This window comes from Rhizobium aethiopicum, assembly GCF_014197535.1.
Taxonomy (GTDB): domain Bacteria; phylum Pseudomonadota; class Alphaproteobacteria; order Rhizobiales; family Rhizobiaceae; genus Rhizobium; species Rhizobium aethiopicum_A.
Map to the genome: position 1 here is coordinate 13684 of NZ_JACIFV010000029.1, position 17549 is coordinate 31232.

Here is a 17549-nt window from a genome sequence, read left to right on the forward strand (position 1 = left end):
TGCCGATGACTTACGAGCCCGCCAGCGCCAATCCACTTGCCGGCAATTCGCTTGAAACCCGCGCCGATATGAGCCGCGCTCTGCTCGCTCTCTTCGATCCGCTGCTTCCCTGCTTTTCACAGGGCAATGCCCGCGTCAGGCTCAATGGCGCCGCCGCCCACTTCGATCGGGCGGCCGCCGATCTCGAGGGTTTTGCCCGCCCGCTCTGGGGATTGGCGCCTTTTGGCGCCGGCGGTGGCGACTTCGCCCACTGGTATCGATTTGCCGAAGGTCTCGCAAACGGCACCGACCCCGCCCATCCCGAATATTGGGGAACGGTCAATGGCCGGGATCAGCGGATGGTCGAGCTTGCTGCCCTTGGTTTTGCCCTGGCGCTGGTGCCGGAAAAGATCTGGGAGCCGCTCGATGCGCGCGCCCGCAGCAATGTCGTCGCCTATCTCAAACATGCCAGGCAGTTCGACTATGCCGACAACAACTGGAAATTTTTCCGCATCTTCGTCGATATCGCGCTGGATCGTCTCGGCGTCGATTTCGACCGCCGCCTGACGCGGCAATATCTACAGGAGCTCGAAGGCTTCTATATCGGCGACGGCTGGTATCGCGACGGAAACGTGCGTCGTATCGACCACTACATTCCCTTTGCCATGCATTTCTATGGGCTGATCTATTCGAAGCTCGTCGATGACGATTATGCGAAACGCTATCGCGAGCGCGCCATCCTCTTCGCCCGGGATTTCCGCCACTGGTTTGCCGCCGACGGCGCGACGATTCCCTTCGGCCGCAGCCTGACCTACCGTTTTGCCTGCGCCGGCTTCTGGTCGGCGCTCGCCTTTGCCGATGTCGAGGCTTTGCCCTGGGGTGAGGTCAAGCATCTCTGCCTGCAGCATCTGCGCTGGTGGAGGGACAAGCCGATCGCCGATCGCGACGGCGCTCTCTCGATCGGTTTCGGCTACCCGAACCTGCTGATGTCGGAAAGCTACAATTCCGCCGGCTCGCCTTATTGGGCCCTGAAGGCCTTCCTGCCGCTGGCGATCGCGGCAGATCATCCCTTCTGGAGCGCCAGCGAGAAGGCGCCGGAGCCCACGCCCGAGGTCGTTCCCCAGCGCCATCCCGGCATGGTCCTCATGCGGGCAGGCGGCGATGTCGTGGCGCTATCTTCCGGCCAGGAAAACCTGCAGATGCGTTTCGGCACCGAGAAATACGCGAAATTCGCATATTCGAGCCGATACGGCTTCAGCGTCGAATCCGACGAACGCGGTTTTGCGCTGGCCGCCTTCGATTCCATGCTGGCCTTCAGCGATGACGGCCTGCACTACCGCGTGCGTGAAACGAATGAGGAGGCCCGGCTCGCGGGTGATGTGCTTCATTCGAAATGGTCGCCCTTTCCCGATACCGAAGTCGAAACCTGGCTCGTGCCCGCCGCCCCCTGGCATATCCGCCTCCACCGGATCAGGTCGGGCCGGCCGCTGCGGATTGCCGAAGGCGGCTTTGCCATCGGCCGCCGCGACTTCGAGCAGGATAGGCTGTCGGCCTCGGAGGGGGCAGCCTATGCCATCGGCGAAGCCGACTTCACCGGCATTCTCGATCTCGGCTCTTCGGTCAAACGTGTCGGACTCGCGCAGAAGGCCCAGCCCAACACCAATGTGATCGTCGCGAAGACCATCGTGCCGCAACTGCGGGGGCAGATTCCGGCCGGTGAGACCATCCTGGTGACGGCGGTGCTGGCGCTCGACGATCCGGCTGCCGTCTCGTCGGCCTGGACGCGACCGCCGAAAGCGCCTGATATTGCGGCGCTGGAGGCCCTGGCGCGGGAAAAGGGTGTAACCGTCAGCGCCATCGAAGCGCCGGGTCAGATGCCATGAGCCGCCCGGCCATCGTCCTTGCCATGGAGCCGTCGCGCACGGAGCATGTCCTGCCCGATGAGATCCTGCGCCGGCTCGATACGATCGGGCGCCTGCTCGATCCCGAGCCGCTGCAGCGGCTGGACGACGCGCGGGCAAGACGCCTGCTTTCAGAAGCGGAGATCCTGATCACCGGCTGGGGTGTGCCCTATGTCGGGCCTGAGATCCCCGCGGCCGCGCCGCGGCTTCGTCTCGTCGTCCATGCGGCGGGGACGGTGAAGGGCATCATTGACGACGCCATCTTCGAAGCCGGCATAGCGGTCAGCCACGCGGCCGAGGCCAATGCCGTGCCCGTTGCCGAATTCACGCTGGCTGCGATCCTCTTCGCCGGCAAACGCGCCTTCCGTTTCCGCGACCTCTACGTCGGCGACCGCAATCGCGATCGGACCTATCCGATGCAGCGGGAAGCGATCGGCAATTATGGACGAACCCTCGGCATCGTCGGCGCCTCGCGCATCGGCAGGCGCGTGATCGAGCTCCTGAAACCCTTCGATTACAGGCTGCTGCTGTTCGATCCCATGCTCGATGCCGTCGAGGCCGCCGGATTGGGAGCGGAAAAGGTCGATCTCGACGAATTGATGGGCCGAGCCGATATCGTTTCCCTGCACGCGCCGTCACTGCCGTCGACGCAGCATATGATCGATGCGCGAAGACTGTCGCTGATGAAGGACGGGGCAACGCTTATCAACACCGCGCGCGGCATCCTCATTGATGAGGCAGCCCTGCTTTCGGAGCTGAAGACCGGCCGCATCGATGCGGTCATCGATGTGACCGATCCGGAAATTCCGGAGGTGGGTTCGGTGTTCTACGATCTGCCGAACGTTTTCCTGACACCCCATATTGCCGGCGCCATAGGCCTGGAACGGGCGCGTCTCGGGGAGATGGCGGCGGACGAGGTTGAGCGTTTTGTGACCGGCCGGCCGTTGCTCTACCAGATCCGCCGGCAGGATCTCGAAAACATCGCCTGACGCGCGCGATCGCGCTGGCCATGCGGTCAGCGTGGTGTTCTCAACGAATTGGGCGAACCGTCATTGGCAAGTTCGGGCATGAGTTCGGCGATATCGACCACCTTGCCGGTGCGCGAGCTCGTCAGCGCGGCAATGCCGCAGAGCACGGACATGGCGCCCGCCCGTGTGCCGGCGCGCTGGCCGAGCCGATCTTCCATGTCAGGCTTGAAGATCATGTTGCGCATCCGGTCGTCGCCGCCGTAATGGCCGCCGGTGAAATGCGGCACGACGATGCGCTCCACCGCCTCCTTCCCATTCGGGAAATTGCGGATGAGAAGGATGGTGTCTTCCCTCGGCACCTCCCAGGGCTGAGCCTCATACTGGCGAAGCTCGATGCGTCCCTTCGTACCGTTGAAGGCCAGGTGATGGCCCTCGATCGGCTGGAAGGTGTTCAGCGAATAGGAGACATGGACGTTGTTGCGGTAGCGGATGGACACGACCATCGTGTCGGGGATGTCGATATCTTCGCGAAAGACGCAGCCATCGCGGAAATAACCGTCGATCTTCGAAGGATCTTCGTAGAGCTGATCGAGGAACGGATCCTTTTCGATATCGAGATAATAGTCGCATTCCTGCGCATGCGGACAGAGCTTGCAGCGGGGTCCACGGAACGGGCCCTTGCGGCCGTAGTTCTGCAGATCGGCGAAAGAGGTGACGGCCTCGGGATCGCTGTCGAGATACCAGTTCAGCAGGTCGAAGTGGTGGGTGGCCTTGTGGACGAACAGGCTGCCGGAATTTTCTGTGTAGGCATGCCAGCGGCGGAAATAATCGGCGCCGTGCTTGGTGTTGAGATACCAGTGGAAGTCGACCGAGGTCACCCGGCCGATCTCGCCGGCATTGAGCAGTTCCTTGATCTTCGCGGCCGTCGGCGCATAGCGATAGTTGAAGGAGACGTCGACCCGGCGACCGGTACGCTTTTCGGCGTCGAGAATCCGGCGAATTTTCTCCACCGAGGTGGTCATCGGCTTTTCGGTGATGACGTCGATGCCGGATTCCAGCGCCCGCACGATGATATCGTCATGCGTATGGTCAGGCGTGCAGACGATGGCGAGATCCGGCCTCTGCTCGGCAAGCATGGAATCGATGTTTGCATAGAGCGGCGCATTGCTGCCGATCATGTTGCGGGCGCGCTCGCCGCGAAGCGAGTTCTTTTCGACGATGGCTGTGAGATCGACATGTTCGCGCCAGCCGGCAAGCAGGTCCTTGCCCCACATGGTGGTGCCGCGGTTACCGGTGCCGATCAGGGCAAAACGGCGTTTCTCCATCGAATGATTCCTCTTTCCATACGTGATGAAACAATTGGATTTCAGAGCAATTCCAGCAAAAGTGTGCAGCGGTTTTTGCGTCCGGAATTGCGTAAAGACAAAGAGATAGAGCATTTTCGTGTTTCGAAGAAAAACGGAAATGCTCTAGAATCAGATCTGGCAGCAGCTCCGGAAGCGCTCGACGCAAGTGGCGATCACCTCGTCGGCCGGACGCTTCCACCAGTTTTCGGCCGAAAAGATCTCCACTTCCTGCGCGCCGAAGAAACCGGCGGCTTCGATCATCCGTCTTATGCCCTTGAGGTCGATGACGCCATCGCCCATCATGCCGCGGTCGAGCAGCATGTCCTTCGTCGGCGCCAGCCAGTCGCAGATGTGATGGGCGAAGATACGGTTCATGCGGCCGGCGCGGGCAATCTGGTTGGGGAGATCGGGATCCCACCAGACATGGTAGACGTCGATCGCCACGCCGACATCCTCGCCGAGCTCATTGCACATGTCGAGCGCCTGGCCGAGCGTGTTCACGCAGGCGCGGTCGGCGGCATACATCGGGTGCAGCGGCTCGATGGCGAGCTTCACGCCGGCGGCCTGCGCATGCGGCAGCACGGCGGCAATGCCGTCGAATACCATCTGACGAGCCGCGACGATATCCTTCGAAGCACCCGGCAAACCACCGACCACCAGCACGAGGCAATCGGCGGAAAAGGCGGCCGCCTCGTCGATCGCACGCCTGTTGTCATCGAGGTTCTTCTGCCAGTCGGCCTCGTTTGCCGCCGGAAAGAAGCCGCCACGGCAAAGGCCGGTCAGCTTGATGCCGTTCGACTTGACGATTCGCACCGCCTCGTCGAGACCGGCCTTGGCAACCTGGTCGCGCCAGGGCGCGATCGACGTGATGCGGTGCTTCAGGCAGATATCGACGGCCTCGGCAAAGCCGCATTGCTCGCGGATCGTCGCCAGATTGATCGAAAGTCCTTCGACCTGCATGTCATTTCTCTCCCATAGCCGCACCGGCACTCAGTGAACGCCGTGGACGGCAAGCACCTGTTTCATGCGATCAGTCGCGAGCTCCGGATCGGCAAGAACGCGCGCCTTGTCGGCCAGGCGGAAAAGTTCAGCCAGATGCGTCAGCGAACGCGTGCTCTGCTGGCCGCCAACCATGGTGAAATGATCCTGCAACCCGTTGAGATAGGCGAGGAAGACGACGCCAGTCTTGTAGAAGCGGGTCGGCGCCTTGAAGATGTGGCGCGACAGCGGCACGGTCGGCTCCAGCAGATCGAAGAACTCGTGATTGCTCTTGAGGCCGAGCGCGTCGAGCGCAGCCGAAGCCGCCGGCGCGATCGCATCGAAGATGCCGAGCAGCGCGTCCGAATGGCCTTCTTCGTCGCCGGCGATCAGTTCCGCATAGTTGAAATCGTCGCCGGTATACATGCGCACGGATCTCGGCAGTTGCCGGCGCATCGTCACTTCCTTCTCCTTGGAAAGCAGCGAGATCTTGATGCCGTCGACCTTTGAGGCATTGGCTTCGATCACGCCAAGGCAGGTTTCCATTGCCTTGAGGTGGTCGCCGTTGCCCCAGTATCCCTCGAGCGCCGGGTCGAACATTTCTCCGAGCCAGTGGATGATAACGGGTTCCCTGACCTGGCGAAGAATGCGGTCATAGACCCTGATATAGTCGTCCGGCCCTTTTGCCGCGACGGCAAGCGCCCGGCTCGCCATCAGGATGATGCGGCCGCCGGCCGCCTCCACCGTTTCAATCTGCTCTTCGTAAGCCCTGATGATCGTGTCGACGGTCACATCGGGACCGGGCGACAGATGATCGGTGCCGGCGCCGCAGGCAATCAAGGCGTCCTTGCGGTCGGCCGCTTCGGCAAGCGCCCGGCGGATCAGGTCGCGCGCCTCCGGCCAGCCGAGGCCCATGCCGCGCTGCGCCGTATCCATCGCTTCGGCGACGCCGAGGCCGAGATCCCAGAGTCGGTGGCGGAAGGCGAGCGTCCGCTCCCAGTCGATCGCCGGCGTCAGCCAGGGATCATTGTCGGCAAGCGGATCGGCGACGACATGGGCGGCGGCGAAGGCGATGCGCGGAAAGCTCTTGGCGTCCCGCTTTTTGAGTTCGATTGGCGTACCGGTCAGCGTATAGGGAACGATCTTGCCGTCGAGGGGGAGATTGATCATTGTCACGGCTCAGAACTCCAGTGCGGGGACATCGAGCCAGCGGCGTTCGGCCCAGGATTTCAGCCCGAGCTCGGCAAGCTGCACGCCCTTGGCGCCGGCTTCCAGCCCGTAGGGCCACGGCGCATCTTCGACGACATGGCGAATGAACATTTCCCACTGCGCCTTGAAGCCGTTGTCGAAGGCCTGCGTATCGGGAACCTCGTCCCAGGTCTTGTAGAAGTCGATCGTCTGCGGCTGGTCGGGGTTCCAGACCGGCTTCGGCGTGTTGACGCGATGCTGGCTCCAGCATTTCGTCAGGCCGGCGACGGCTGAACCATGGGTGCCGTCGACCTGGAAGGTGACGAGATCGTCGCGCCGCACGCGCACCGCCCAGGAAGAGTTGATCTGCGCGATTGCGCCACCTTCGAGCTCGAAAGTCGCATAGGCCGCATCGTCCGTGTCGCAATCATAAGGCTTGCCCTGCTCGTCGATGCGCCGCGGAATGTGCGTGGCGCCGAGGCAGGAGACAGCCTTTACTTCGCCGAACAGGTTGTCGAGCACGTAGCGCCAGTGGCAGAGCATATCGAGGATGATGCCGCCGCCATCGCCCTTGCGGTAGTTCCAGGAGGGGCGCTGGGCCGGTACGCCCCAATCGCCTTCGAAAACCCAGTAGCCGAATTCGCCGCGCACCGAGAGGATCTTGCCGAAGAAGCCTGAATCCCTGAGCAGCGCCAGCTTGCGCAGGCCCGGCAGGAAGAGCTTGTCCTGCACGACGCCGTGCTTGAGCCCGGAGCGGCGCGCCTTGCGGGCAAGGTCGATCGCCACCTGCAGATCGTCCGAAATCGGCTTTTCGCAGTAGACGTGCTTGCCGGCGTCGAGTGCCTTCGACAGGAGCTCGGCGCGCATCAGCGTCGTGCCGGCGTCGAAGAAGATCGTGTCGTCGGGATTGGCGAGCGCAGCATCGAGATCGGTCGACCAGCGCTTGATGTTGTGCTTCTTCGCCAGCTCTTCCATCTTGGCGCCGTTGCGGCCGACGATAATCGGGTCGATGTCGAGTTTTTCTCCCGATTTCAACGTGATGCCGCTCTGGTCGCGGAAGGCCAGGATAGAGCGCACCAGGTGCTGGTTGTAACCCATGCGACCGGTGACGCCGTGCAAGATGATCCCCAAGCGTGCCATGTTTTCCTCCCTGCAATCTTCTTCTGCGGGAGCGGGCGTCCTGGCCCGGCCCTCCCAAGCCGGTAACTAAACGGTTACTTGATGGCAGAAGAGCGGCGAGCCTGTCAATAGTCAAATCCTGCTTTCGCTATTCAGCGCTTGATCGAGGCGAGGGTGACGTGGACGATATGCCTCTCCCAGGCATTGAGATTGGCCGGCTCGATCAGGTCGCGGCCGAAGATCGTCGAAAGCGTATACTGGTTGGAAAGATAGAAATAGCCGAGCGAGGCGATCGTCAGATAGACATGCAGGGGATCGGCAGTCTCGATGAAAACACCCTGTTTCTTGCCCTGCTCGAGCACTTGGGAAAGCTCGCCGATCAGATGCGAATGCAGTTCCTTGAGCCGGATGGACTGACGCAGCCATCGGGCACGATGCAGGTTTTCGGTGCCGAGCAGGCTCAGGAATTCCGGATGCTGGAGGAAATAACGCCAGGTGAAGAGCGCCAGTTCGCCGATGCCTTCCTCGGGGCTGCGGTCGCCGATATGCAGCGCGCGTTCCGCCGTGCGGATGCCGACATAGGCCTCTTCGAGCACCTTAAGGTAGAGCTGCTCCTTGTCGCCGAAATAGTGGTAGAGCATGCGTTTGTTGGTGCCGGCACGTTCGGCGATGGCGTCGACACGGGCTCCGCCCATGCCGTTTTCGGCGAATTCGCGGGTTGCTGCCTCGAGGATGGCGGCGCGTGTCCGCTCCGGATCGCGTTGGGCCGTCCGCTCCGTCGAAGGTCGCCGGGCCGGCTTCTTTTCTCTGTTTTCCCCGCTGTCGTGCATCGCTCCACCCCTGTCTTCACGTGTTGCGCTCATAAGCCTTCGGTGCGAAATTGTAAAAACCGAATTTGGAAGGGCGGCGCGCTGGAACGGAATGCTGAAAGCATGAGTCGCCGAGAACCTCTAACGCTTTCGACATCATGCTCTGACCGACACCGCTTGACAGGCTTGCCGCTTTGCCCGTAGCTTGTAACCAATTAGTTATTTGCGCAAGCAAAACTAAATCGGAAGCGTGTGGAGGCGCTTCCCTTTGGAGGAGGAAAAAATGACTCTACGTGTTAGCAGACGTAATTTCGTTGCAGGAAGCGCAGCGCTTCTGTCGCTTTCGGCGCTCGGAACCAGCGCCTTGGCACAGGAAACGCGCTTGCGTCTCCTGTGGTGGGGCTCGCAGCCGCGCGCCGACCGCACCAACAAGGTGTCGCAGCTCTATCAGACGAAGAACCCGGGCACCTCGATCACCGGCGAATTCCTCGGCTGGGGCGATTACTGGCCGCGTCTGGCGACCCAGGTCGCGGGCCGCAACGCGCCCGACGTCATTCAGATGGACTATCGCTACATTGTTCAATACGCCCGGCGCGGCGCGCTCGCACCGCTTGAATCCTATATGCCGGCCAAGCTCAATCTCGACGATTTCGACAAGGCGCAGATCGAAGGCGGCAGCGTCGACGGCCACCTCTATGGCGTCAGCCTGGGCGCCAATTCGGCTGCAACGGTGCTGAACACAACGGCTTTCAAAGAGGCCGGCGTCGATCTGCCGACGCAGGCGACCACCTGGGATGAATTCGCCCGCATGGGTGCGGAAATCACGAAGGCGGGCAAGCGCAAGGGCATGTTCGGCCTCGCCGACGGCAGCGGCGGTGAACCGCTGTTCGAAAACTGGCTGCGCCAGCGCGGCAAGGCGCTCTATACCGCCGACGGCAAGATCGGTTTCGGTGTGGACGACGCATCGGAATGGTACGACATGTGGGCCAAGTTCCGTGCGGCCGGCGCCTGCGTCCCTGCCGATATCCAGGCTCTCGACAAGAACGATATCGAAACCAACACGGTGTCGCTCGGCAAGGCTGCCGCCGGTTTTGCCCATTCCAACCAGTTCGTCGCCTATCAGGCCATGAACAAGGACAAGCTGGCGCTCACCAACTACATGCGCATCAAGCCGGACTCGAAGGGCGGCCATTATCGCAAGCCTTCGATGTTCTTCTCGGTCTCGGCGCAGTCGAAGTCGATCGATCTGGCGGTTGATTACATCAACTTCTTCGTCAAGAATCCCGAGGCTGTGTTGCTCCTGGATGTCGAGCGCGGCATTCCGGAATCGGCCGCCATGCGCGAGGTCGTCGCGGCGAAGCTCGACGACAACGGCAAGCTTGCCTTGGCCTATGTCAGCGGCCTTGGCGATCTCGCCGGCAAACTGCCGCCGCCGCCGCCGGCCGGTGCCGGCGAAGGTGAGTTGATGCTGCGCAACATTGCCGAACAGGTCGGTTTCGGACAACTTTCTCCTTCCGACGGCGGCAAGCAGCTTGTCACTGAAATTACGCAGATTCTCGCAAGAGGCTGATGCCGTATGAGCAATGCGATGCGCACGCCCGCAGGGGCCATACCAGTGGAGAGATATCAGGGGGCCGTGGCCGAAGGACGCTTCAGGCGTCTCTGGAATGCCAATGCTCCCGGCTATCTCTTCCTCCTTCCGTGGCTCATCGGCTTTTTCGGGCTGACGCTCGGGCCGGCCCTGATTTCGCTTTACCTGTCCTTCACCGACTTCGACATGCTGCAGTCGCCGCGGTGGGTGGGAGTTGCGAATTACGTGCGCATCGCCACGGCGGATCCGAAATTCTCCGCCGCAATGCATGTCACCCTGACCTATGTCGTCTTCTCGGTGCCGTTCAAGCTGACCTTCGCTCTGCTGGTCGCCATGGCGCTGAACCGCGGCCTGCGCGGTCTGCCCATCTACCGTGCCATCTTCTATCTGCCATCGCTGCTCGGCGGCAGCGTTGCCATCGCCGTGCTCTGGCGCCAGCTCTTCGCCAGCGACGGCCTCGTCAACGCCGCCCTCGCCCAGATCGGCATCGAGGGGCCGAGCTGGATCTCGCATCCGAATTATTCGATCTATACGCTGGTGGCGCTGTCCGTCTGGCAGTTCGGTTCGCCGATGATCATCTTCCTCGCCGGCCTGCGCCAGATCCCGCAGGATATGTATGAGGCCGCCAGCCTCGACGGCGCCTCGAAATTCCGGCAGTTCTACAAGATCACGCTGCCGCTTCTCACACCGGTGATCTTCTTCAACGCCGTCGTCCAGACGATTGAAGCCTTCAAGGCCTTCACGCCCGCCTTCATCATATCGGGCGGTACGGGCGGCCCGATCAACTCGACCCTGTTCTACACGCTCTACCTCTATCAGGAGGCCTTCGGCAATTTCCGTATGGGCTATGCCTCGGCGCTTGCCTGGATCCTGGTGGTGATCATCGCGATCTTCACCGCCTTCTCTTTCCTAAGCTCGCGTTATTGGGTGCACTACGATGACTGAGATGACCGCTTCCGTCACCGCGGCCAGGCCGCCATCGGACATCACCAAACGCAGCCTGCCCGTGTCGCTCATTGTCCACGCCCTGCTGATCGCCGCTTCGCTTCTCATGGTCTATCCGCTGCTGTGGATGGTTTCGGCATCGGTCAGGCCGGAAACCGAGATTTTCTCGTCGACCTCGCTCATTCCGTCGTCGATCGATTTCTCGTCTTATGCACGCGGTTGGGTCGGCCTCGACGTCAGCTTCGGCCGGTTCTTCTGGAATTCGCTCGTCATCTCGCTGCTGGTCGTGACGGGCAATGTCATCGCCTGCTCGCTGACGGCCTTCGCCTTTGCGCGGCTGCGTTTTGCCGGCCGGAACTTCTGGTTCGCGATCATGCTCGGCACGCTGATGATCCCCTATCACGTGACGCTGATCCCGCAATATGTGCTCTTCCTCAATCTTGGCTGGGTCAACACCATCCTGCCGCTCGTCGTACCGAAGTTCCTGGCAAGCGATGCTTTCTTCATCTTCCTGATGGTGCAGTTCTTCCGCGGCATCCCTCGCGAACTCGACGAGGCGGCGATGATGGACGGCTGCAGCGCCTGGCGGATCTATTGGAAGATCATGCTGCCGCTGTCGCTGCCGGTGCTGGCAACGGCCGCCATCTTCTCCTTCATCTGGACCTGGGACGATTTCTTCGGACCACTGATCTACCTGAACGACATGAACACCTACACGATCCAGCTTGGCCTGCGCACCTTCGTGGATTCGACCAGCGCCTCGGATTGGGGTGGCTTGTTCGCCATGTCGACCCTGACGCTGGTGCCGGTCTTCTTCTTCTTCCTGTTCTTCCAGCGCCTGCTGATCGAAGGCATCGCCACGACCGGCATGAAACGCTGATGGCGGCAATGGAAAAGAGTGACATGAGCATCAAGACCGTCGCGATCGTCGGCTGCGGCATTGGCCGTTCGCATATCGTCGAAGGCTATCTGCCGCATTCCGATAAGTTCAAGGTGGCGGCGATCTGCGATCTGAACGAAGAACGCATGGCTGCCGTCGGCGACGAGTTCGGCATCGAACGCCGCACCACCTCTTTCGAGACGCTGCTGGCCGACGAAACGATCGACATCATCGATATCTGCACCCCTCCCGGCATTCATCTGGAGCAGGTGGTCGCCGCTCTCGGTGCCGGCAAGCATGTCGTTTGCGAAAAGCCGCTGACGGGCTCGCTAGCCGGCGTCGATACGATCATGGAAGCGGAAAAGACCGCCAAAGGCGTGCTGATGCCGATCTTCCAGTACCGCTACGGCGACGGCATCCAGAAGGCCAAACGGATCATCGATGCCGGCATTGCCGGCAAGCCCTATACGGCTTCCGTGGAAACCTTCTGGCTGCGCAAGCCCGAATATTACGCCGTGCCCTGGCGCGGCAAATGGGCGACCGAACTCGGCGGCGTGCTCGTCACCCATGCCCTGCACCTGCACGACATGCTGATGCATCTGATGGGTCCAGCGGCAAGGGTCTTCGGCCGCGTCGCCACCCGCGTCAATGATATCGAGGTCGAGGATTGTGCCTCCGCCAGCCTGCTGATGGAAAACGGCGCCTTCGTCTCGCTGTCCTGCACGCTCGGCTCGCAGGAACAGATCAGCCGGCTGAGACTGCATTTCGAGAATGTCACCTTCGAAAGCACGCACGAACCCTATACGCCGGGCAAGGATCCCTGGAAGATCATCGCCGCCAATGACGACGTTCAGGAAAAGATCGATCGCGTGGTCGGCGACTGGCAGCCCGTTGCGCCGCGCTTCACCACCCAGATGGGTCAGTTCCACGCCTTCCTCAGCGGCACTGGACCCCTGCCGGTGACTACGACGGATGCGCGCCGTGCGCTTGAACTCGTCACCGCCATCTACCAGTCTTCCGACAGCGGCGCCGAAGTGCCGCTGCCGGTCGGTCCCGACAGTCCGAAATACGCCGATTGGCGCGCAAGAACCAAGTAACCGGAAGTAACCGCCAAGAGAGGTTTTGAGACGATGGCAACCAGTGTCGTTCTTCAGAAGGTCGAGAAGCGTTACGGCGCCTTCGATGTGATCCATGGCATCGACCTGACGATCGATCCCGGCGAATTCGTCGTTTTCGTCGGCCCCTCGGGCTGCGGAAAATCCACTCTGCTGCGCATGATCGCCGGCCTCGAGGAAATCACCGGTGGGGCGCTGCTGCTCGACAGCGAGCGCATGAACGAAGTGGCGCCGGCCAAGCGCGGTATCGCCATGGTCTTTCAGTCCTATGCGCTCTATCCCCACATGTCGGTTTACAAGAACCTCGCCTTCGGCCTGGAGACGGCGGGCTACAAGAAGGCCGAGATTCAGCCGAAGGTGAAACGCGCCGCCGAAATCCTGCAGATCGAGAAGCTTCTCGAACGCAAGCCGAAGGCACTCTCCGGCGGCCAGCGCCAACGTGTCGCGATCGGCCGCGCCATCGTGCGCGAACCACGCATCTTCCTGTTCGACGAGCCGCTGTCCAACCTTGACGCCGAGTTGCGCGTGCAGATGCGTGTCGAGATCTCCCGCCTGCATCGGCAGCTCGGCAATACCATGATTTATGTCACCCACGACCAGGTCGAGGCCATGACGATGGCCGACAAGATCGTGGTGCTGAATTCGGGCCGGATCGAGCAGGTGGGGGCGCCGCTCGATCTCTACAACAACCCGGCCAACCGCTTCGTCGCCGGTTTCATCGGCAGTCCGAAGATGAACTTCCTCAAGGCCCGCATCGAAAAGGTCGGCGAGGCCGAAACCAGCATCCATGTCTGCGGCAACTCCGTCCGCCTGCCGCGCCGGCTGAAAGGCGAGGCCGGTCAGGAGGTCACCTTCGGCATTCGTCCCGAACATCTTTCGCTTACAGAGGGCGCCATCACGCTCTCGACCGTCAATGTCGATCTCGTCGAAAATCTTGGCGGCGCCACCATGCTTTACACTACGACGCCGGATGGGCAGCTCTTGACGATCGCCCTTGACGGCCAGCAGAAGGTCGAGCGGGGCGCCAATGTGAAGACTTTCTTCGATCCCGCCCGCTGCCACGTATTCGACGCCGCCGGCAAAACGATCTGACCGTCGGGAGCGCTCCCGCGAGTCCGGAGGACGCGTAGCGCTGCCGCCGCTGCTTGACAGCCGATCCTGCTCTGTCCCATCTTTCGGAAGGGGCCGAAAGGAGGGGGTGAGCATGACGCCTGAGGATAGGATTCATGCGCTTGGCATCTGGCGGGGCTCGATCGAAATATCGCCGATAGCAGGCGGCATCACCAACAGGAACTATCTGGTCAGCGATGCCGTCGCGCGTTGCGTGGTGAGATTGGGCACAGATATTCCGATCCATCACATCAGCCGTCAGAACGAGCTTGCCGCCAGCCGCGCCGCACATGCCGCCGGCCTGTCGCCCGCCGTCATCCATCATTCGGCCGGCGTGCTGGTGCTCGAATATGTCGAGGCGAGGGCGCTTGTCCCGGAGGACATCAGGGCGCCTGACATGCTTGCCCGCGTGGTCCCGCTGGTGCGCGCCTGCCATCACGACATCGCCCGGCATTTTCGCGGCCCGGCGATGATCTTCTGGGTTTTCCACGTGATCCGCGATTATGCCGCCAGCCTGAAGGCGGCGGGCAGCGCCTACCTTCCCTTGCTTGCGACACTCCTCGCCAGGGCCGAGACGCTGGAAGAAGCGGCAGGACCCTTCGACATCGCCTTCGGCCACAACGACCTGCTCGCAGCCAATTTTCTCGATGACGGCAAGCGGCTTTGGCTGATCGACTGGGATTATGCGGGCTTCAACACGCCGCTTTTCGATCTTGGTGGATTGGCCTCCAATAACGAACTGCCGGAATCGGCCGAGCGGCTGATGCTGGAAATCTATTTCGAGCGGCCGCCAACCGATGATCTCATCAGACGATACGCCGCGATGAAATGCGCCTCGCTGCTGCGCGAGACGCTCTGGAGCATGATTTCGGAAATCCATTCCACGATCGATTTCGACTATGCCGCCTATACCGCCGAGAATCTCGCTCGTTTCGAGCGCGCCTATCAAGCCTTTGCACGGGATCAATAAATGACGAGACAATTACCGAAGACGGCAAAGGCCGTGGTCATCGGCGGCGGCATCATCGGCTGCTCGACAGCCTATCATCTCGGCAAGCTCGGCTGGACCGATACCGTCCTCTTGGAACGCAAGAAGCTGACCTCCGGCACCACCTTTCATGCCGCTGGCCTTGTCGGCCAGCTGCGCACGAGCGCCAACATCACCCAGCTGCTCGGTTATTCCGTCGATCTCTACAAGCGGCTGGAGGCGGAAACCGGCCTCGGCACCGGCTGGAAGATGAATGGCGGCCTGCGCCTTGCCTGCAATGAGGAACGCTGGACGGAGGTCAAACGCCAGGCGACCACGGCCCAATCCTTCGGCCTCGAAATGCAGCTGCTGACGCCGCAGGAAGCCTTCGATCTCTGGCCGCTGATGACAACAGACGATCTGGTGGGGGCGGCGTTCCTTCCGACAGATGGGCAGGCCAACCCTTCCGACATCACACAGGCTCTCGCCAAAGGCGCCCGCATATCAGGCGTGTCGATCTTCGAGGACACCGAAGTCCTCGGCCTGGAAATCGACAGGGGAAAAATCCGCGCCGTCATCACTGCAGAGGGGCGTATCGAATGCGAGCGCGTCGTCGTCTGTGCCGGCCAATGGTCGCGCGCCTTCGCCGCTCGTTTCGGCGTCAACGTGCCGCTGGTCTCCGTCGAGCATCAATACATCATCACCGAATCCTTCGGCGTGCCTTCCAACCTGCCGACGCTGCGTGATCCCGATCGCCTGACCTATTACAAGGAGGAGGTCGGTGGTATCGTTATGGGCGGCTATGAGCCGAACCCGATTGCCTGGGCGAAAGATGCGATCCCCGAGGGTTTCCACTACACGCTGCTGGACAGCAATTTTGAGCATTTCGAGCAGATCATGGAGCAGGCGCTCGGCCGTGTTCCGGCGCTGGAGAATGTCGGCGTCAAGCAGCTCTTGAACGGCCCGGAAAGCTTCACGCCCGACGGCAACTTTATTCTCGGCGAGGCGCCGGAGCTGAAGAATTTCTTCGTCGGCGCTGGTTTCAACGCCTTCGGCATCGCATCTGCCGGCGGCGCCGGCATGGCGCTTGCCGAATGGGTGACGAAGGGAGAGCCGCCCTATGATCTCTGGCCGGTCGACATCCGCCGTTTTGGACGCCCGCATTTCGATACCGACTGGGTGCGCACCCGCACGCTCGAAGCCTATGGCAAACACTACACCATGGCCTGGCCGTTCGAGGAGCATTCGAGCGGCCGCCCCTGCCGCAAATCGCCGCTCTATGACCGGCTGAAGGCACAGGGCGCCTGTTTCGGCGAGAAGCTCGGCTGGGAGCGGCCGAACTGGTTTGCCGATCTCTTCGCCAATGAAGAGCCACGGGATATGTACAGCTATGGCCGTCAGAACTGGTTCGAGGCCGTCGGCCGCGAGCATAAGGCGGTGCGCGAAGCGGCGGTCATCTTCGACCAGACCTCCTTTGCCAAATTCGTGCTGAAGGGCAGGGATGCCGAGGCAGCACTCTCCTGGATCGCTTCCAACGATGTCGCAAAGCCTGTGGGATCGCTCGTCTACACCCAGATGCTGAACGACAGGGGTGGCATCGAATGCGATCTGACCGTCGCCCGTATCGCCGAGAACGAATATTACATCGTCACCGGCACGGGTTTTGCCACCCACGACTTCGATTGGATCGCACGCAATATTCCGGACGAGATGCATGCCGAACTTGTCGACGTCACGTCAGCTTATTCCGTTCTGTCGCTGATGGGGCCGAATGCGCGAGCGGTGCTCGAAAACGTGACCGGCGCCGATGTCTCCAATGCGGCCTTCCCCTTCGGCCAGGTCAGGACCATCGGCATATCGGGCTGCCCGGTGCGCGCGCTGCGCATTACCTATGTCGGCGAACTCGGCTACGAGCTGCATGTCCCAGTCGAATTTGCCACCACAGTCTATGACGTGCTGATGGCATCAGGCGGCGAATTCGGCCTTGTCAATGCCGGCTATCGCGCCATCGAGAGCTGCCGTCTGGAAAAGGGGTATCGCGCCTGGGGATCCGATATCGGCCCCGATCACACGCCTGTCGAAGCCGGCCTCGGCTGGGCGGTGAAGATCCGCAAGAACATCCCCTTCCGCGGCCGCGGGGCGATCGAGCGGCAGCTGAAGGACGGCGTGAAAAAGCGCCTTGGCTGCTTCGTTCCCGACGATCCCAATACAGTGCTGCTCGGCCGCGAAACCATCTATCGCGACGGCAAGCGTGTCGGCTGGCTCTCGAGCGGCGGCTTCGGTTATACGCTTGGGAAGGCGATCGGCTACGGCTACGTCCGCAATCCCGAGGGGGTGACCGAGGATTTCGTCCTCTCCGGCGTCTATGAGCTCGACGTCGCAAGGGAACGCATTCCCTGCAAGGTGTCGCTGGCGCCGCTCTATGATCCGGAGATGGCGCGCGTGAAGGGCTGACATGAAGTGACGCGAAGAGACGGCGTGCCGTGGGACACCCCCCTCTGCCCTGCCGGGCATCTCCCCCACAAGGGTGGAGATCGGCAAGAGGCGACCGCTCGGTCCCTTTCCAGCAATTCACGGACTGCCAAGCGGTGTTGTTTGGCGAAACCGCTGGGCCCAGCCGATCTCCCCACCTGTGGGGGAGATGCCCGGCAGG

14 protein-coding genes are annotated in these 17549 nt (G+C 61.8%); 9 read left to right on the forward strand and 5 right to left on the reverse strand.

The window, feature by feature from the left end:
• The first annotated feature begins 5 nt into the window (after positions 1 to 5).
• Both GGD53_RS27015 and GGD53_RS27020 read left to right on the forward strand, forming a co-directional pair.
• Positions 6 to 1862, forward strand: coding sequence for a DUF2264 domain-containing protein (locus tag GGD53_RS27015; protein WP_184459802.1), 1857 nt, complete (start codon positions 6 to 8; stop codon positions 1860 to 1862).
• On the forward strand, positions 1859 to 2869 hold the full coding sequence (locus tag GGD53_RS27020) for a hydroxyacid dehydrogenase (protein ID WP_184459803.1): 1011 nt from the start codon (positions 1859 to 1861) through the stop codon (positions 2867 to 2869). The genes GGD53_RS27015 and GGD53_RS27020 overlap by 4 nt, the downstream gene beginning before the upstream one ends.
• Before the next feature lie 26 nt (positions 2870 to 2895).
• On the opposite strand, the gene GGD53_RS27025 is transcribed toward GGD53_RS27020, so the two are convergent.
• The 5 genes from GGD53_RS27025 to GGD53_RS27045 form a co-directional block, all read right to left on the reverse strand.
• Positions 2896 to 4173, reverse strand: a complete 1278-nt coding sequence (locus tag GGD53_RS27025) for a Gfo/Idh/MocA family protein (RefSeq protein WP_184459804.1) — start codon at positions 4171 to 4173, stop codon at positions 2896 to 2898.
• 150 nt (positions 4174 to 4323) lie between these two features.
• Entirely contained in the window at positions 4324 to 5154 is an 831-nt protein-coding gene (locus GGD53_RS27030) for a sugar phosphate isomerase/epimerase family protein (protein ID WP_184459805.1), read from the reverse strand.
• 30 nt (positions 5155 to 5184) lie between these two features.
• Positions 5185 to 6348, reverse strand: coding sequence for a DUF993 family protein (locus GGD53_RS27035; protein ID WP_184459806.1), 1164 nt, complete (start codon positions 6346 to 6348; stop codon positions 5185 to 5187).
• A gap of 3 nt (positions 6349 to 6351) precedes the next feature.
• The gene (locus tag GGD53_RS27040; RefSeq protein ID WP_184459807.1) at positions 6352 to 7500 is read right to left on the reverse strand and encodes a Gfo/Idh/MocA family protein; all 1149 of its coding nucleotides are present in this window, start codon (positions 7498 to 7500) and stop codon (positions 6352 to 6354) included.
• A gap of 131 nt (positions 7501 to 7631) precedes the next feature.
• Positions 7632 to 8309: a TetR/AcrR family transcriptional regulator gene (locus GGD53_RS27045; protein ID WP_184459831.1), complete on the reverse strand. Its 678-nt coding sequence runs from the start codon at positions 8307 to 8309 to the stop codon at positions 7632 to 7634.
• A gap of 262 nt (positions 8310 to 8571) precedes the next feature.
• Between GGD53_RS27045 and GGD53_RS27050 the strand changes: the two genes are divergently transcribed.
• From GGD53_RS27050 to GGD53_RS27080, 7 genes are all read left to right on the forward strand, one after another.
• The gene (locus GGD53_RS27050) at positions 8572 to 9858 is read left to right on the forward strand and encodes an ABC transporter substrate-binding protein (RefSeq protein WP_184459808.1); all 1287 of its coding nucleotides are present in this window, start codon (positions 8572 to 8574) and stop codon (positions 9856 to 9858) included.
• A 6-nt stretch (positions 9859 to 9864) separates the two neighbouring features.
• Positions 9865 to 10824: a carbohydrate ABC transporter permease gene (locus tag GGD53_RS27055; RefSeq protein ID WP_184459809.1), complete on the forward strand. Its 960-nt coding sequence runs from the start codon at positions 9865 to 9867 to the stop codon at positions 10822 to 10824.
• Positions 10817 to 11704, forward strand: a complete 888-nt coding sequence (locus GGD53_RS27060) for a carbohydrate ABC transporter permease (RefSeq protein ID WP_432443166.1) — start codon at positions 10817 to 10819, stop codon at positions 11702 to 11704. The genes GGD53_RS27055 and GGD53_RS27060 overlap by 8 nt, the downstream gene beginning before the upstream one ends.
• Positions 11704 to 12801 (forward strand): Gfo/Idh/MocA family protein, encoded by a 1098-nt coding sequence (locus GGD53_RS27065; RefSeq protein ID WP_184459810.1) that lies wholly within the window; start codon positions 11704 to 11706, stop codon positions 12799 to 12801. The genes GGD53_RS27060 and GGD53_RS27065 overlap by 1 nt, the downstream gene beginning before the upstream one ends.
• 33 nt (positions 12802 to 12834) lie before the next feature.
• Positions 12835 to 13911, forward strand: a complete 1077-nt coding sequence (locus GGD53_RS27070; protein WP_184459811.1) for an ABC transporter ATP-binding protein — start codon at positions 12835 to 12837, stop codon at positions 13909 to 13911.
• A 112-nt stretch (positions 13912 to 14023) separates the two neighbouring features.
• Positions 14024 to 14899, forward strand: coding sequence for a phosphotransferase (locus GGD53_RS27075; protein WP_184459812.1), 876 nt, complete (start codon positions 14024 to 14026; stop codon positions 14897 to 14899).
• The gene (locus tag GGD53_RS27080) at positions 14900 to 17350 is read left to right on the forward strand and encodes a GcvT family protein (RefSeq protein ID WP_184459813.1); all 2451 of its coding nucleotides are present in this window, start codon (positions 14900 to 14902) and stop codon (positions 17348 to 17350) included.
• Positions 17351 to 17549 lie beyond the last annotated feature (199 nt).

What these genes read in the sequence shown, in the direction of transcription:
- GGD53_RS27080 (WP_184459813.1), top strand. Translation starts at nt 14,900, where the DNA reads ATGACGAGACAATTACCGAAGACGGCAAAGGCCGTGGTCATCGGCGGC.
- GGD53_RS27020 (WP_184459803.1), top strand. Translation starts at nt 1,859, where the DNA reads ATGAGCCGCCCGGCCATCGTCCTTGCCATGGAGCCGTCGCGCACGGAG.
- GGD53_RS27075 (WP_184459812.1), top strand. Translation starts at nt 14,024, where the DNA reads ATGACGCCTGAGGATAGGATTCATGCGCTTGGCATCTGGCGGGGCTCG.
- GGD53_RS27045 (WP_184459831.1), bottom strand. Translation starts at nt 8,309, where the DNA reads ATGCACGACAGCGGGGAAAACAGAGAAAAGAAGCCGGCCCGGCGACCT.
- GGD53_RS27030 (WP_184459805.1), bottom strand. Translation starts at nt 5,154, where the DNA reads ATGCAGGTCGAAGGACTTTCGATCAATCTGGCGACGATCCGCGAGCAA.
- GGD53_RS27055 (WP_184459809.1), top strand. Translation starts at nt 9,865, where the DNA reads ATGAGCAATGCGATGCGCACGCCCGCAGGGGCCATACCAGTGGAGAGA.
- GGD53_RS27040 (WP_184459807.1), bottom strand. Translation starts at nt 7,500, where the DNA reads ATGGCACGCTTGGGGATCATCTTGCACGGCGTCACCGGTCGCATGGGT.
- GGD53_RS27065 (WP_184459810.1), top strand. Translation starts at nt 11,704, where the DNA reads ATGGCGGCAATGGAAAAGAGTGACATGAGCATCAAGACCGTCGCGATC.
- GGD53_RS27060 (WP_432443166.1), top strand. Translation starts at nt 10,817, where the DNA reads ATGACTGAGATGACCGCTTCCGTCACCGCGGCCAGGCCGCCATCGGAC.
- GGD53_RS27025 (WP_184459804.1), bottom strand. Translation starts at nt 4,173, where the DNA reads ATGGAGAAACGCCGTTTTGCCCTGATCGGCACCGGTAACCGCGGCACC.
- GGD53_RS27015 (WP_184459802.1), top strand. Translation starts at nt 6, where the DNA reads ATGACTTACGAGCCCGCCAGCGCCAATCCACTTGCCGGCAATTCGCTT.
- GGD53_RS27050 (WP_184459808.1), top strand. Translation starts at nt 8,572, where the DNA reads ATGACTCTACGTGTTAGCAGACGTAATTTCGTTGCAGGAAGCGCAGCG.
- GGD53_RS27070 (WP_184459811.1), top strand. Translation starts at nt 12,835, where the DNA reads ATGGCAACCAGTGTCGTTCTTCAGAAGGTCGAGAAGCGTTACGGCGCC.